Origin of the sequence: Pseudogemmobacter lacusdianii, assembly GCF_030848395.1 — a bacterium.
Classification (GTDB): Bacteria; Pseudomonadota; Alphaproteobacteria; order Rhodobacterales; family Rhodobacteraceae; genus Pseudogemmobacter; species Pseudogemmobacter lacusdianii.
This window is the reverse complement of the sequence record NZ_JAVDBT010000009.1, coordinates 96,971-110,608: the sequence shown is the minus strand read 5'-3', so window position 1 is coordinate 110,608 and position 13,638 is coordinate 96,971. Positions and strand designations below refer to the sequence as shown.

The window sequence follows — 13,638 nt, the reverse complement described above, 5'->3', positions numbered from 1 at the left end:
CGGTGGTCCTCTTGTCTCTAACGCCTGTCTGCGAGACATCGCTGATGTTCGGCGAGAACTGCGTTGTCAAATGGCACGATTTTATTGCGGCCCGGCCCAATGAAATCGGGGACGCCCTCGCTGGTTTGGCGGGAAGTCTGGCATTCATTTGGGTGATTGTGACGGTTTCTCTCCAAGCAACGCAGCTTAGGTACCAGCGCGAAGAACTTCAGGCGACGCGGGAAGAAATCCGGCAGCAACGACAGGCCACCCAAGATATGGCGAGGTCGATGAAGGTGCAGGCTGACCGGTCTGAGCGAGACGAAGCGGCGGAGCTTCAAAAAGAGAATGCGATTCTGCTCGCACAAAGAGCGGAAGCAATGGTTGATTTCCTAGCGTCGTATAATTTCGAAACGTGGCCATTTAGTGTTCCAAACAGCTCTGGCGGTCGAACCAAAGGACGGCAAGAGCTTTACTATCACCAGAACACACGGAAAACAGGGGACGCACTTTACTCTTTCGTTTGTCAGGTCATTATTGAAAATTGTCGCGAGTTGGCAGGCCTGAAGTCGAGCGGTCACATAACATCCTATCCAAAAAGGGATTTTGGTTTCGATCAACTTAAAGCGATGATGGTTGGTATCGCAGAGCTAAAAGAGTTTTTGTCTCCGAGTGGTCGTGAGTTTTTCTCAAGAGTTCCTATTGAAGAGGCTATTTCTGAGATTGGTAAGATTATAGATGGAGATTATTGGCGTCCGAGTGAGGGTAACACATGAAACACCTCATCTCCCGCGGCCTTATGTTTGGCAATCTCATCGAAGTTTCCTCGCCGCAACTCGTTGCGCGGTATAATCGGGCGCTGAGGCATCTCACGGGCAGGGAAACCACGCTTAGCGATTTCCATATCGATCTTTCGGGGTTTTCGCCGGAGATTGGGGATGAGTTGGGGGATCGGTTTTACCTTAACCCGACCGGGGCCAATCGGCAGTTTATTTTGCTCTCGACGGCGCAGAAGGATGCGCCGCTGCTCAATATCAAATTCTCCACCTCGCGTGGGATCCTGAACCAATTCATCGCCCGCAATGAGGCGCAGCTTTTTGCGCTGACCGCGCGGGATGTGGTGGCGGGAGAGCTGCAAGGCTCGGTCTATACGGTCGACAGTCCGGCGCGGCTTTTTGACATTCGGCAGGTCACGGTCGAGGCCGATACGATTGGCGGCCATGTGGCCGATGCGGGCAAGCTGGCCAAGCTGATCGAGCGGTTTCGCGGCGAGCCCGAGGGCTGGCGCGATGAGGCGCTGATTGCTGAGATGATTGCTCTGGCCCGCAAGACGGGCGATGTGACGCGGGTGCCGATCAGCCTGCCGGCGATGAGCTTTGAGCAGGGCAATTTCTGGACCAGCCATTTCGGCGGCATCTATGTGTTTCGTGATATGCCGAAGCCGGCGGTGATCGCGCGGCAAAGCCTTGGCAGTCTTGGGGCGATGCCCGCGGCGGAGGTGATGGATTTCAGCCATCGCAACCAGATTGCCGATTGGCTGGCGCGCAATCAGCTGGTCGAGCCGATCGTGCAGGCGCGGGGCGCGGATGCGGGCGCGATCTTGCGCCAGAAGATGGATTTCATCCTTGTCGATGCGGCGGACCGGCTGGGCCTTGCGATGGGCGATGCGCGACGGGGGGAGCTGCGGAAATTGGCTTACCGCTTGGGCGCGGGCCTGCCCGCCGAGTTCCTCGGGCTGGCCGAGATGCTGCGCTGGGTGGAAGGCGCGGGCGATTGGCCGCGAATTTCCAGCGAGCATCCGGCCTATTTCTATACGTTGCGGGCAAGGCCGGGTCGGGACCGGGATTTGGTGAATATGCTGCTGGCTGAGCTGGCGCCGATGGATGTGCGGCAGTTGTTCATCACCCATAAGGAGCGGTTTTACGAAGATTACGCGGGCTGGAATGAGGCCAAAAAGACCTATGTGGCGGATTTCCTTGCCCGCGAGTATCAGCTGGACCGAGAAGGCGCGCGGCAGGCGTTGTTTGGGGCGGAGCCGGGGATGGATGACTTGGCTCCAACCTCGGGCGGTGCGGCTTCCTGGGCCTTGCGCGGCACCGGGCCGTTGAACCGGGGCGCTGCGGTTGGACCTTGGGGAGGGCGGTAGATGATGATCCTTGGCTGGCTGCGGCTTGCTTTGGTGGCGATGGTGGTGCTGACGGTGGTCTATGTCTTGATCGGCATTTATTGGCGGTCCTTGCAACGCGAAGCGCTGGAGAAGCGTTGGGCCCATGATGCGATGCAGGGCGACCGGGATGCTTGGATCGAGGCGGGGATGAAAGCCTATGAAGGGGGGCTGAAAAAGCGCCTGCTTTGGCTTATCTATATCCTGCCCATGATCGGCTTCTCGCTGATTTTCTTTTATGTGAACTGGGATTGACCGGATGCGTTATGTGAAATGGACCCTCTGGCTGCTGGTGTTTTTGCTGGTGGGCGGCTTTCTGCATTACACCTTGCCGCAGCACGATATCGTGCGGATCGTCGGCACCGAGAACCGTCGGGTGGATGTGGGCGAGAACTCGATCTTCTGGAGCCGGGCCGAGGTTGGCATGGTCAACTCGACCAGCCGCGATGTCTATTTCATCAATGCGCGCTACCCCGATGGCAAGACCATGGAGTTTCGCAATGAGGATACCGGCTGGGGCTGGCCGCCCTATTTCAAGGTCGATAGCGCGGGGCTGATGACCAAGGCCAAGGATATGGTCTCGACCGCGCAGGCGCCGGTTTGGGTGTCGATCACGCATTACGGCTGGCGCAACAAGCTTTTCACCATCTTCCCCAACGCGGTGGGGGTGAAGCAAGTTGAAGGGCCGGATGTGACGATCATCCCGTGGTTCAACATCTTCTTCTTCGTGATGCTGGGCTTTATTTTGCTGCTCATCCGCCGCATGTGGCTGCAGTTCCGAGAGCGCACGATTGATCCGGCTTTTGACCGGGCTGGTGATGCGTGGGACCGGGTGGATGCGCGGGCCGATGAGGCGGCGGCGGGCGCGCGGGGCGCTTGGGGGCGCTTCACGGGCTGGCTTGGCAGCTGGAAAAGCAAGCCGCGCCGTTAAGCGCGGCAGGCATCTGCGCCCGGCCGCTCTGCAATGCGGCGGCTGGGCGACGAGGCTCATCCACGCGCTGCCAAGGGGCGCGCAAAAATGTGACGTTTCGCTCGCTTGCGCTGCGCTAAATGTCTAAATATCAAGATAATTTGGGCAGAATCTATTCACCAATAGCAAGCGAAGCAGGCGGGATTAACCCGCTGCGGATGAGGCGGTCTGGCAGTGACGACGATTACGGGGACGAGCGGCAACAACACCCTTAACGGTGGGGATGAAAACGATGTCATCTCGGGCCTGTCTGGGCGCGACACGCTTTACGGCGGCGCGGGCAATGATGTGCTCGATGGCGGCACCGGCAATGACCAGCTTTACGGTGGCGCGGGCGATGACACGCTGATTGGTGGCGCGGGCGCAGACCGGCTTTTCGGCGGCGATGGCATTGATACGGCGGATTATTCCAGCTCGGGCGCGGGGGTGAATGTCAACCTCAGCACCGGGCGCGGCAGTGGTGGCGATGCGGCCAGCGACACGCTCTCGGGGGTTGAGAATGTCATTGGTTCGGATTTTGCCGATACCTTGACCGGCGATGCCGCAGACAACTTTCTAAGCGGCGGCACCGGCAATGATGCGCTTTACGGCGGTGTTGGCGATGACACATTGCGGGGCGGGTCCGGGGCGGACACGCTGACCGGTGCGGAAGGCCTTGATCTTGCGGATTACACCGACTCCGACGCCGGTGTTTCGATCAATCTAAGCAACATGACCGCCAGCGGCGGCCATGCGGCGGGCGATGTCTTAAGCGGGGTCGATGGGGTCATCGGCTCGGCTTTCGATGACACGCTGATTGGCTTTGATCAGATGGGGTCTGGCAGCGATGCCTATACCAACCTTTTCTATGGCGGCGGCGGCAATGACTACATCGACGCCAAAGACGGCAATGACAGCCTTTATGGCGGCACCGGCAATGACACGCTGATCGCAGGCGCAGGCGATGACACGGCCGAGGGCGGCGAGGGTAACGACAGCATTGACGGCGGTGCTGGCAATGATTGGCTGGCTGGGGGCGATGGGCGTGACACCATCTATGGCGGCGCGGGCAACGATATCCTCTTTGGCGAGACCGGTGAGGATCTCTTGTTCGGCGGCGAGGGGCATGACCAGCTTTTCGGCGGCGCGGGCGATGACACTCTGGACGGCGGCGCCGGCAACGATCTGATCTACGGCGGTGCCGGCAATGACAGCATCGACGGCGGTGCGGGCGATGACAAGATCCTTGCCGAGGATGGTGAGGATTGGATCAGCGGCGGCGAGGGGCGCGATCTGATCTATGCCGGTGCGGGCAGTGACACGATCTATGGCGGGGCCGGCGCAGATACGATCTATGCTGACGAGGGTGACGATATCATCATCGGCGGCGAGGGCGCGGATCTGATCTATGCCGGTGCGGGCGATGACAGCATCACCGCAGGCGCGGGCGATACGATCTATGGCGGTGAGGGCGACAACCTCTACACCGGTTCGGGCGCGGCGGCGATCTATGGCGGCGGTGGCACTGATACCTTCCTTGGGGCTCCGGGTGGGTACATCGATGGCGGGGAAAGCAAGACCGAATGGGACGTGCTGGATCTGAGCGGGCTTGGCCCGTTGAAGGTCGCCTATGATCCGACGAACCCCGAGAATGGCACGGTGACCTTCTATGACGATAAGGGTCAAATCTCGGGCAGCATGACCTTCCGCAACATCGAGAAGGTCATTCCTTGCTTCACGCGTGGCACCAGAATCCTATGCGAGCGTGGTGAGCGTCGGGTGGAGAACCTGCGGGCTGGCGACCGGGTGATGACGCGCGATCACGGGCTGCAAGAGCTGCGCTGGGTCGGGCGTAAGCAGCTGGGGCTGGCCGAGATGCAGGCAGATCCACGGTTGCATCCGATCTTGATCCGCGCCGGGGCCTTGGGGCAGGGCCTGCCCGAGCGGGATATGAAGGTCAGCCGCCAGCACCGGATGCTGATTTGCGATCCGCGCGCGGCGTTGATGTTCGGCTCGGAAGAGGTGTTGGTGCAGGCCGAGCATCTTTTGCATCTGCCCGGTGTGGTCGATCTGGCGGCCGAGGAGATTTGCTACATCCACTTGCTCTTTGACCGCCATGAAGTGGTTCTGTCAGATGGCGCTTGGAGCGAGAGCTTCCAGCCTGGTGAGCGCACTTTGGCCGGCATGGGCGAGGCGACGCGGGAGGAGGTCTTGCGGCTTTTCCCCGAGCTTGCCGAACAGAGGCACTACCCGGCCGCCCGTCCGACGCTCAAAAGTTTTGAAGCAAAACTTTTGCTGGTCGCCGAAGCTGCACCGGCGCACTGAGTGATCTGCCGCAAAGCAAAAGGCCGCCCCTTGGGGCGGCCTTTGTTCGTTTTATCTGTCAGGCTTAGCGCAAAGTGCCGCCGGTCGCCTTGGTGACTTTCTCGACGATCTTGGCCGATACGGCCTCGATCTCGGCGTCTGTGAGGGTCTTCTCGCCGGGCTGCAGGCGCACGGTCAAAGCGATGGACTTCTTGCCCTCACCCATCTGCGCCTCGGCTTTCGGGCCGGTGAATTGGTCGAAGACGCGCACGCTTTCGATCAGCGCCTTATCGGCACCTTGGGCGGCATTCACCGCCGTCAGACTTTCGACCTCGGCGCCAACGACGAAGGCAAAGTCACGCTCCACCGCTTGCAGGGCCGAAATCGCCAAGGCCGGGCGGGTCGGGGTTTTCACCTTGGGCTGCGGCACATTGGCGATAAGGACGGTGAAGGCCACGACCGGGCCTTTGACATCCATCTCGGCCAGAATGCGGGGGTGCACCTCGCCGAAGGTCGCCATGGTGTTCGGCCCCAGACCAATCGCGCCCGAGCGGCCGGGATGCCACCAGCCCGCGACCTTGCGGCTGATCTGCACCTTGGCAGGCGCGCCGAGCGTGGCGAGCACCGCCTCGACATCGGCCTTGGCGTCGAAGACATCGACCAAGCGGCGCGAGCCATGCGTGTCGCGCGGTGCTGCGGAGCCGACCAGAATGCCGGTGGCTTGCAGCTGTTGATCGCCGGGCTCACCGCCGGTGAAGACCGGGCCAACCTCGAACAAGGCCAGATCCATGAAACCACGCGCTTGGTTGCGGGCGGCAGCGGCCAGAAGGCCGGGCAGGAGGTCCGGGCGCAGGTGGCTCATCTCCGACGAGATCGGGTTTTCGATCCGCACCGCATCCGAGCCGCCACCGAAGAGCGCGGCGGATTTGCTGTCGATGAAGCTATAGGTCACGCATTCGTTGTAGCCCAAAGCCGCGATCTGGCGGCGCGCAGCCTTCTCGCGCTGCTGCAAGGGCGTGAGGATCGGGCGCGGCACGCCCGGCACCACGCGGGCCATCGGCGCGCCTTTGAGCTTGGCGAGCGAGGCGATGCGGGCGACCTCTTCCACCAGATCTGCCTCGCCCAGCACATCGGGGCGCCAGCTGGGCGGGGTGGCCATGAGGCCGTTCATCTGGAAGCCAAGCGCGGTCAGCGTTTGGCGCTGCTCGGCCTCGGGGATTTCCATGCCGACAAGGCTGATCACGCGGGCCGGGTTCAGCTTATAGGCGCGTTTGGTGTCCAAGGCGGCACCGTCTTGCACCACGGCCGAAGCCTCACCACCGCAAAGATCGACGATCATTTGTGCGGCCATATCAAGGCCGGGCAGGGTGAAGGCCGGATCGACGCCGCGCTCAAACCGGTAGCGGGCATCCGAGTTGATCTTCAGCGCGCGGCCCGTGGTGGCGATGGTGATCGGATCCCAGAAGGCCGATTCCAAGAAGACATTGACAGTGTCATCGGTGCAGCCCGAGGCCTCACCGCCCATGATGCCGGCGAGGGATTCCACGCCATTGTCATCGCTGATGACCATTTGACCGGCGGAGAGGGTGTAGGTCTTGCCGTCGAGGGCAAGGAACTCTTCGCCACCCTTGGCCGCTGCGATCCGCAGCACGCCGCCTGCGACTTTATCGGCGTCAAAGACGTGCAGCGGGCGGTTATAGGCGAAGGTGAAGTAGTTGGTGATGTCGACCAGCGTCGAGATCGGGCGCAGACCGATGGATTTCAGCCGGGTCTGCAACCACTCGGGCGAGGGGCCGTTCTTGACGCCACGGATCAGACGGCCAGCGAAATGCGGGCAGCCTTTGGCCTTCAGCTCATCGGAGATTTCCACCTTGATGGGCGAGGGGAAGTGGCCTGCAATCTCGGGCAGTTGCGGAGCCTTCAGCTTGCCAAGGCCGCGTGCGGCAAGATCGCGCGCGATGCCGTGGATGCCAAGCGCATCGGGGCGGTTCGGGGTGATCTTGATCTCGATCACCGGGTCGTTGAGGCCCTTATAATCGATGAAGCGCGCGCCAAGCGGCGCATCTTCGGGCAGATCGATGATGCCGTCATGGTCGTCGGACAAGAGCAGCTCACGCTCAGAGCAGAGCATGCCGTTCGAGTCCACGCCGCGCAGATTGCCCGGTTTCAGATCAACGCCCGTGCCGGGCACATGGGTGCCGACGGGGGCGAAAACGCCGACAAGGCCGGTGCGGGCATTGGGCGCGCCGCAGACCACCTGCACTTCGACCATCGTCGAGCCGGGGCCGCCCGGATAGGTTGCCACGCGGCAAACCCGCAGCCGATCGGCATTGGGGTGCTGCACGGCTTCGATCACTTTGCAGATGCGGAAGGCGCCCAAAGTGGCGGCGGGATCCGCAACACCTTCGACCTCAAGCCCCAGATCGGTCAGCGTCTCGGTCAGCGTCTCGACAGAGGCCTCGGTCTCAAGGTGATCGTGAAGCCAGGAAAGGGTGAATTTCATCTGCGGCGGTCCTTGAATCTAACGCAAAAGCCCATAGCGCATGGGCGGCAAAAGGAAAAGGGCGGCGCGGCGTTCCGGGACGGGATATGGCCATTGGTGCGGCTGGGGAAACGTTCTGTTTTGGTCGTGAGGGGCGATTCCGTCGCCTATGTTGTGGTAAGCCTTCGGGATGGACCAATGGCTTGCCCTTCCAGACCACCCGCGCGGCATGTCGCTGTGGCTGCGCTGCCTTTTGATGGGGGGCAGCTTTCTGGCGCTTTGGGTCCATTATTCTCAGACATTTTTGCCGTAGGCGCTTTAGCGGCTCTGCAACGTCTTGCGGCGGCGCGGCGTGGGGATTATCCCCAGAGGCGTAAGGATAGCCTGTCGGGAGATGTGACATGGCGATTGCCGTGCTTTCTAAGGTGGCGCTCTGGAGCCGCCGGACTGCCGCGCCTCTTGTGCCCAGATCATGGCCGATTTTGACCCCGCGCAAAGCGCTTGTGGCGGTGCTGCTTTTGGCGGCATGCGTGCAGGGAGGCGGCTCGTCCGGCGTCAGCTCGGTCTTGGGAGGGGCTGCGAAGGTCGCCGTGCCCGCGGGCTATTGCATTGACCCCAAGGCCAGCCAAGGCGGCGGCGACGCGGCACTGATCATTGCCGGGCGCTGCGCCAGTGACAGGCCGGTGCCGCCGGCGGTGCTGACGATCAGTTTTGGCACCGAGGGCTCTTCGTCGGTGCTGCAATCGGGCGCGCGGGCGCTGTCGGAATGGGCGCGCAGCCCGGCAGGTCGGGCGGCATTGGCGCGTGACGGCCGGGCCAGCTCGGTCGCGGTGCGCGAGACCTTGGTCTGGGACGGCGCCTTCTTGATGCGGCTGGAGGATCGTCGGAGCGGCGGCTATTGGCGCGGCGCTTTCGGGGTGAAGGGGCGTTTGGTGATGATCTCGGTCACGCCGCCGGGGCAGGGCGGATTGCAGCCGGCCGAGGGGCGCGGGATCTTGGAGCGCGCAATCACGGTCCTGCGGCGGGTCAATGCCGCACCCTAACCGGGCGCTGGCGCAATGATTTGCGCCCGCTCTCTAGGGAAGGACTTGGCTTGTTAAGGGTTTTTCGGTGATATGGCGCAAGGTTCCATCCGGTCGCAGGCATGGGGCCGATTGGTGAAGGTGCAGGTCAAGGAAAACAATGCCGGGGCGGTTTGATAAGCTGTTGGACCTGCTGGTTTTCCGGCGTGCACTGGCGCGTTGGCGCAAGTCTGCGGACCGGGCTCCCGCGATGAGCCTGTCGGCCTTGCGCACCCTGCGCAGCCGCGCGCGCCAGCTGCGGCGTGAGTTGGATCGGGTGATCCATACTGCGGAATATCGCTTGGCACTGCCGGTGATCGGCGTCACCGCGATCCGTAAACCAATGGGCACCGACTGGGCTTGGCGACCGCCGCTTTGGCGCGGGCAAATCCCGGTGCCGGGCTTCTCGACTGTGCCGGGACGGGCGGCGATCAGCGAGGGCGTGACCATCTTCCACGACTGCCGCCGGTCCGAGCTGACAGTGCGGCAGATGCGCAATACCCAAGAGCAAGACATCGCACCTTTCGGCTTTCGGATGGATGTCTTTCGCTTTGACGGCAGCTTTCTGTCTTTGGTTTTGGACCTGCCCGCCGAGGCGGCTGAGGGGCTAAAGCTGCGGCACCTTATCCGGGTTGAGGCCATTGTAGAGATGGAGAAACCCCTTGAAATCTTTGCCAGATTAAACATCAAACACGGCCCTAACGTGGAGCAGATCGTCCGCGAGTTGCCCTTGAATGAAGCCGAGGTGATGGTCGAATTTGACCTTGCCTATACCAAGGTCAATGAAAAGCGGGTCGAGAAGCTCTGGCTCGATTTGATCTTTGAGGGCCCCGAGATGAACCAGATCATCCTGCGCGACGTGACCGTCAGCCGCAGGCCGAGAGCGGAGTTGTAACCGATGCCAGACAATCTAAAGCTGGTGCAGACGCGGATCCGCGCTGGGGTCTGGCAGGGGGTGCTGACCGGAGCCGGAGCCGTGGTGCCTCAGTTGCAGGTGCTGCATCTGGAGCGCAGCCTGCCCGGGCTGGTCGTGACCCCGGTGCCGGGGCAGTCGGGCGATTATGAGGTGAAGCTGCCGATCCCGGTGGAGCTTCTTAGCGAGGGGGTGCAGACCTTCTTGATCCGTCAGGGCGAACTAACTTTGGCGCATTTCACCATCATCACCGGGGTGCCGATGGAAGATGATCTGCGTGCCGAGATTGACCTGCTGCGGGCCGAGCTGGACATGCTGAAACGCGCGTTCCGGCGGCATTGTCTGGAGACGGCGGGCTAGGTTTCGCAGCGAGGACAGCAAAAAGGGGCCCGCAGGCCCCTGATCGTCACTCCCAAGTGCGGAAAAACTTGCCGCTGGGCGAGAGGGTGAAGATCTCGCAACCCGTGGCGGTCACGCCGACCGAATGCTCATATTGCGCCGAGAGCGATTTGTCGCGGGTCACGGCGGTCCAGTCATCGGCCAAGACCTTGGTCTCGGGCCGGCCAAGGTTCACCATCGGCTCGATGGTGAAGAACATGCCCTCTTCCAAGACAGGGCCCGAGCCTTTGCGCCCGTAGTGCAGCACGTTCGGCGGGGCGTGGAACACCAGCCCCAAGCCATGGCCGCAGAAATCACGGACCACCGACATGCGGTTGGCCTCGACGTATTCTTGGATCGCATGGCCAATATCGCCAAAGGTATTGCCCGGCTTCACGGCGGCAATGCCGCGCATCAGCGCCTCATGGGTGACTTCGATCAGCCGCTCGGCCTTGCGCGGTAGGCTGCCTGCCACATACATCCGCGAGGTGTCGCCGAACCAGCCATCGACGATCACCGTCACGTCGATGTTGAGAATATCGCCGTCTTGCAGCACCTTGCCGCCCGGAATTCCGTGGCAGACCACATGGTTCACCGAGATGCAGGAGGCGTGCTGATAGCCCTTGTAGCCAATGGTGGCCGAGGTCACGCCGCGCCGCTCGATCTCGTCTCGGATGAAATCATCCAGAACGGCGGTGGTCACGCCGGGTTTGACCAAGGGGGCGACCAGATCAAGGATCTCGGCTGCGCATTGGCCCGCCTTGGCCATGCCGGCAAAATCCACCTCTTGGTAGATGCGGATGCCGTCTTTGGTGGTTTGGGCGCGGGACTCATTCATGGCAGGATCCTTTCGGGCCTTAGAACGGGGCTTACATAGGCAGAAAGGCGGTGAATGGCCAGAGGGCGGTTGGATTGACGCCCCGGCAGGATTATAGCTGAGACCAATGAGCGATAGGGGCAGGTGATGGGCAATCCAACGGGCGCAATGCTGGTGATCGGGGATGAGATCCTTTCGGGGCGGACCCGCGATTCCAACCTTTATTATCTGGCGCAAGAGCTGACCCGCGTGGGCATTGATCTGCGCGAGGCGCGGGTGGTGGGCGATACCCATGCCGAGATCGTGGCGGCGGTGCGGGCCTTTTCGGCAAGCCATGACCATGTCTTCACCAGCGGCGGCATTGGCCCCACCCATGACGACATCACCGCCGATGCGGTGGCCGAGGCGATGGGGGCGGCGATTGGGGTGCGCGCCGATGCGGCGGCCTTGTTGCAGGCGCATTACGACCGCCAAGGGCAAGAGTTCAACGCCGCACGCCAACGCATGGCGCGGATCCCAGATGGGGCGGTTTTGATCGACAATCCAGTCTCGATCGCGCCGGGGTTTTCGATCGGCAATGTGCATGTGATGGCCGGGGTGCCGAAGATCTTTGAGGCGATGCTGGCCAGCGTTCTGCCGACCTTGACCGGGGGCGCACCATTGCTGTCGCAGACCCTGCGGGTGCTGCGGGGCGAGGGGGAGATTGCCGCCGAGTTTGGCCGGTTGGCGGCGGAATATCCGGACCTCTCGATGGGGTCTTATCCGTTCAACCTGAACGGTGCGCATGGCACCAATCTGGTGATTCGTGGCACCGATCCGGCGATGATCTCGCAGGCGATGGTGCAGCTGAACCGGCTTTTCGGATGAGCGACAGGCTGTCGCCTGCCGCTTTGGCTGCGGTGATGGAGGCCACTTGGCCGGCTGAAAAGCGCGTGGCTTTGGGGCCGTTCACCTTGCGCGAAGGCGCGGGCGGCGGGCAGCGGGTCTCGGCGGCGACGGCTGAGGCCGGGTTTTCAGCGGCTGAATTGCAGGCGGCGATTGCGGCGATGGATGCGCCTTTGTTTGCCATCTACCCCGAGCGGGGGGCGGTGGATCAGGCCTTGGATGCGGCTTTGGCGGCTGAGGGCTTTGTGCTGCATGATCCGGTGGTGGCCTATGCGGCACCGGTCTCGGCCCTGACCGGGGAGTTGCCTTATCTGACGGCCTTTCCGCATTGGCCGCCCTTGGAGGCGGCGCGGGGCCTTTGGGCCGAGGGGGGCATTGGCCCCGGGCGGGTTGCGGTGATGGCGCGGGTGCAGGGGCCGCATGCGGCTTTGCTGGGGCGGATCGAGGATCGGCCCTCAGGCGCGGCTTTCGTGGCGCTGCATGACGGGGTGGCGATGCTGCATGCTTTGGAGGTGCGGCCCGCATATCGTCGGCGCGGATTGGCGCGGCATCTGCTGCGGGCGGCGGCGAATTGGGCGGCAGAGGCGGGGGCCAAGAGCCTGTCCTTGGTGGTGACCGAGCGAAATTCTGCCGCGCGGGCACTTTATGAGCAGGCGGGCATGGTCGAGGTGGGCCGCTATCATTATCGCAAAGGCTGATCCAATGCGCAGGCTGGCAGTGTCTTTGAACCCTTTGTTTTCTTTTGCCATCTCTGGGCTAATGGCGCTGGGCAGTCCCACTTTTGCGCTGGATCTGACGATGCCGGCGCGGGTTGTAGGGCAAGAAAGCCTGAGCCAAGCCCCGGCCAGTCTTGCGCTGCCGGTGGGGGTTTTTGCGGGCGGCGCGTTGCCGGTGGAGCGGGTGACGGGCGCATTGGACCGTCGGGCTTGGCAGCTGGATGCGCCGCGCATGGCGCTGACCGAATTGGCCGAACCTTTGCGGGCGCAGCTGGAAGCGCAAGGCTTCACGCTGGTTTTCGATTGTGAAAGCCGCGCCTGTGGCGGCTTTGATTTCCGCTTTGGCATCGAGGTGATGCCCGAGCCAGGGATGCATGTGGACTTGGGCGATTTCCGCTTTATCGCGGCGCGCAAGGGGCCTGAGGTGGTCAACCTTCTGATCAGCCGCTCGCAGGGCTATGGCTTTGTCCAGCTGACGAGGGTGGCACCCGCTCCGCTGGCAGAAGGCCCCGTTGCGGCTGCGCCTGATGAGGCTGAGACTGACCGTGCCGTCCCCTTGGTGCCAATGCCTGCGCCGGTTGAGGCGCCTGTGCCGCCGACAGCCGATGTCGCGGCGGCCTTGTCGGGCAAAGGCTCGGCCGTGCTTGAAGATTTGGTCTTCGGCTCGGGCGCGGGGGCCTTGGAGGCGGGGGATTATGCCTCGCTTGCTGAAGTGGCGGCATGGCTGGCCGAGGATCCGGCGCGTGGGGTGATCTTGGTGGGCCATACCGATATTTCCGGCGGGCTTGAGAGCAATATCGCTTTGTCGAAAAAGCGCGCGCAGGCGGTGCGGCAGGCTTTGCTGAAAGCGCATGGCGTGGCGGCGGGGCAGGTCTCGGCCGAGGGCGTCGGCCCCTTGGCGCCGCGCCAGAGCAACCAAACGGAAGCCGGGCGCACGGCCAATCGCCGGGTTGAGGCCGTGGCGGTTCTGCCGCGCTAACCCCTATAATT

At 62.7% G+C, this 13,638-nt stretch carries 13 protein-coding genes; 11 read left to right on the top strand and 2 right to left on the bottom strand.

Annotated features, from left to right (window positions below; genetic code table 11):
* The first annotated feature begins 44 nt into the window (after positions 1–44).
* The 5 genes from Q9295_RS10930 to Q9295_RS10910 all read left to right on the top strand — a co-directional run bounded on the left by Q9295_RS10930 (position 45) and on the right by Q9295_RS10910 (position 5,417).
* Positions 45–755 (top strand): hypothetical protein, encoded by a 711-nt coding sequence (locus Q9295_RS10930; RefSeq protein ID WP_306680601.1) that lies wholly within the window; start codon positions 45–47, stop codon positions 753–755.
* Positions 752–2,125, top strand: a complete 1,374-nt coding sequence (locus Q9295_RS10925; protein ID WP_306680600.1) for a DUF6638 family protein — start codon at positions 752–754, stop codon at positions 2,123–2,125. The genes Q9295_RS10930 and Q9295_RS10925 overlap by 4 nt, the downstream gene beginning before the upstream one ends.
* A complete protein-coding gene (locus Q9295_RS10920) occupies positions 2,126–2,398 on the top strand; it encodes a hypothetical protein (RefSeq protein WP_306680599.1) in 273 nt (90 codons plus the stop codon).
* Between the two features lie 4 nt (positions 2,399–2,402).
* A complete protein-coding gene (locus tag Q9295_RS10915) occupies positions 2,403–3,074 on the top strand; it encodes a DUF1523 family protein (protein ID WP_306680598.1) in 672 nt (223 codons plus the stop codon).
* A 213-nt stretch (positions 3,075–3,287) separates the two neighbouring features.
* A complete protein-coding gene (locus Q9295_RS10910) occupies positions 3,288–5,417 on the top strand; it encodes a Hint domain-containing protein (RefSeq protein WP_306680597.1) in 2,130 nt (709 codons plus the stop codon).
* 64 nt (positions 5,418–5,481) lie between these two features.
* Here Q9295_RS10910 and pheT read toward each other — a convergent pair whose 3' ends face one another.
* The gene (pheT, locus tag Q9295_RS10905) at positions 5,482–7,899 is read right to left on the bottom strand and encodes a phenylalanine--tRNA ligase subunit beta (RefSeq protein ID WP_306680596.1); all 2,418 of its coding nucleotides are present in this window, start codon (positions 7,897–7,899) and stop codon (positions 5,482–5,484) included.
* Positions 7,900–8,279: 380 nt separating this feature from the next.
* Here pheT and Q9295_RS10900 point away from each other — a divergent pair, with 380 nt between their 5' ends.
* The 3 genes from Q9295_RS10900 to Q9295_RS10890 all read left to right on the top strand — a co-directional run bounded on the left by Q9295_RS10900 (position 8,280) and on the right by Q9295_RS10890 (position 10,212).
* Complete coding sequence (locus tag Q9295_RS10900; RefSeq protein ID WP_306680595.1) at positions 8,280–8,921, top strand: hypothetical protein; 642 nt, start codon at positions 8,280–8,282, stop codon at positions 8,919–8,921.
* A 139-nt stretch (positions 8,922–9,060) separates the two neighbouring features.
* Positions 9,061–9,834 carry a DUF6478 family protein gene (locus Q9295_RS10895; protein WP_306680594.1) on the top strand — a complete coding sequence of 258 codons (774 nt, stop codon included), beginning with the start codon at positions 9,061–9,063 and terminating at the stop codon, positions 9,832–9,834.
* A 3-nt stretch (positions 9,835–9,837) separates the two neighbouring features.
* Positions 9,838–10,212: a hypothetical protein gene (locus Q9295_RS10890; protein ID WP_306680593.1), complete on the top strand. Its 375-nt coding sequence runs from the start codon at positions 9,838–9,840 to the stop codon at positions 10,210–10,212.
* Between the two features lie 46 nt (positions 10,213–10,258).
* Here the strand turns inward: Q9295_RS10890 and map are convergent, their stop codons facing one another.
* Complete coding sequence (gene map, locus Q9295_RS10885; protein ID WP_306680592.1) at positions 10,259–11,068, bottom strand: type I methionyl aminopeptidase; 810 nt, start codon at positions 11,066–11,068, stop codon at positions 10,259–10,261.
* A 126-nt stretch (positions 11,069–11,194) separates the two neighbouring features.
* On the opposite strand from map, the gene Q9295_RS10880 reads away from it, so the two are divergent.
* Genes Q9295_RS10880 through Q9295_RS10870 form a run of 3 tightly spaced genes read left to right on the top strand, consistent with a single transcriptional unit; the run spans position 11,195 to position 13,627 of the window.
* Positions 11,195–11,914 (top strand): competence/damage-inducible protein A, encoded by a 720-nt coding sequence (locus tag Q9295_RS10880; protein WP_306680591.1) that lies wholly within the window; start codon positions 11,195–11,197, stop codon positions 11,912–11,914.
* Positions 11,915–11,922: 8 nt separating this feature from the next.
* Positions 11,923–12,630: a GNAT family N-acetyltransferase gene (locus Q9295_RS10875; protein ID WP_306680666.1), complete on the top strand. Its 708-nt coding sequence runs from the start codon at positions 11,923–11,925 to the stop codon at positions 12,628–12,630.
* 4 nt (positions 12,631–12,634) lie between these two features.
* Positions 12,635–13,627: an OmpA family protein gene (locus Q9295_RS10870; RefSeq protein ID WP_306680590.1), complete on the top strand. Its 993-nt coding sequence runs from the start codon at positions 12,635–12,637 to the stop codon at positions 13,625–13,627.
* Positions 13,628–13,638: the final 11 nt, after the last annotated feature.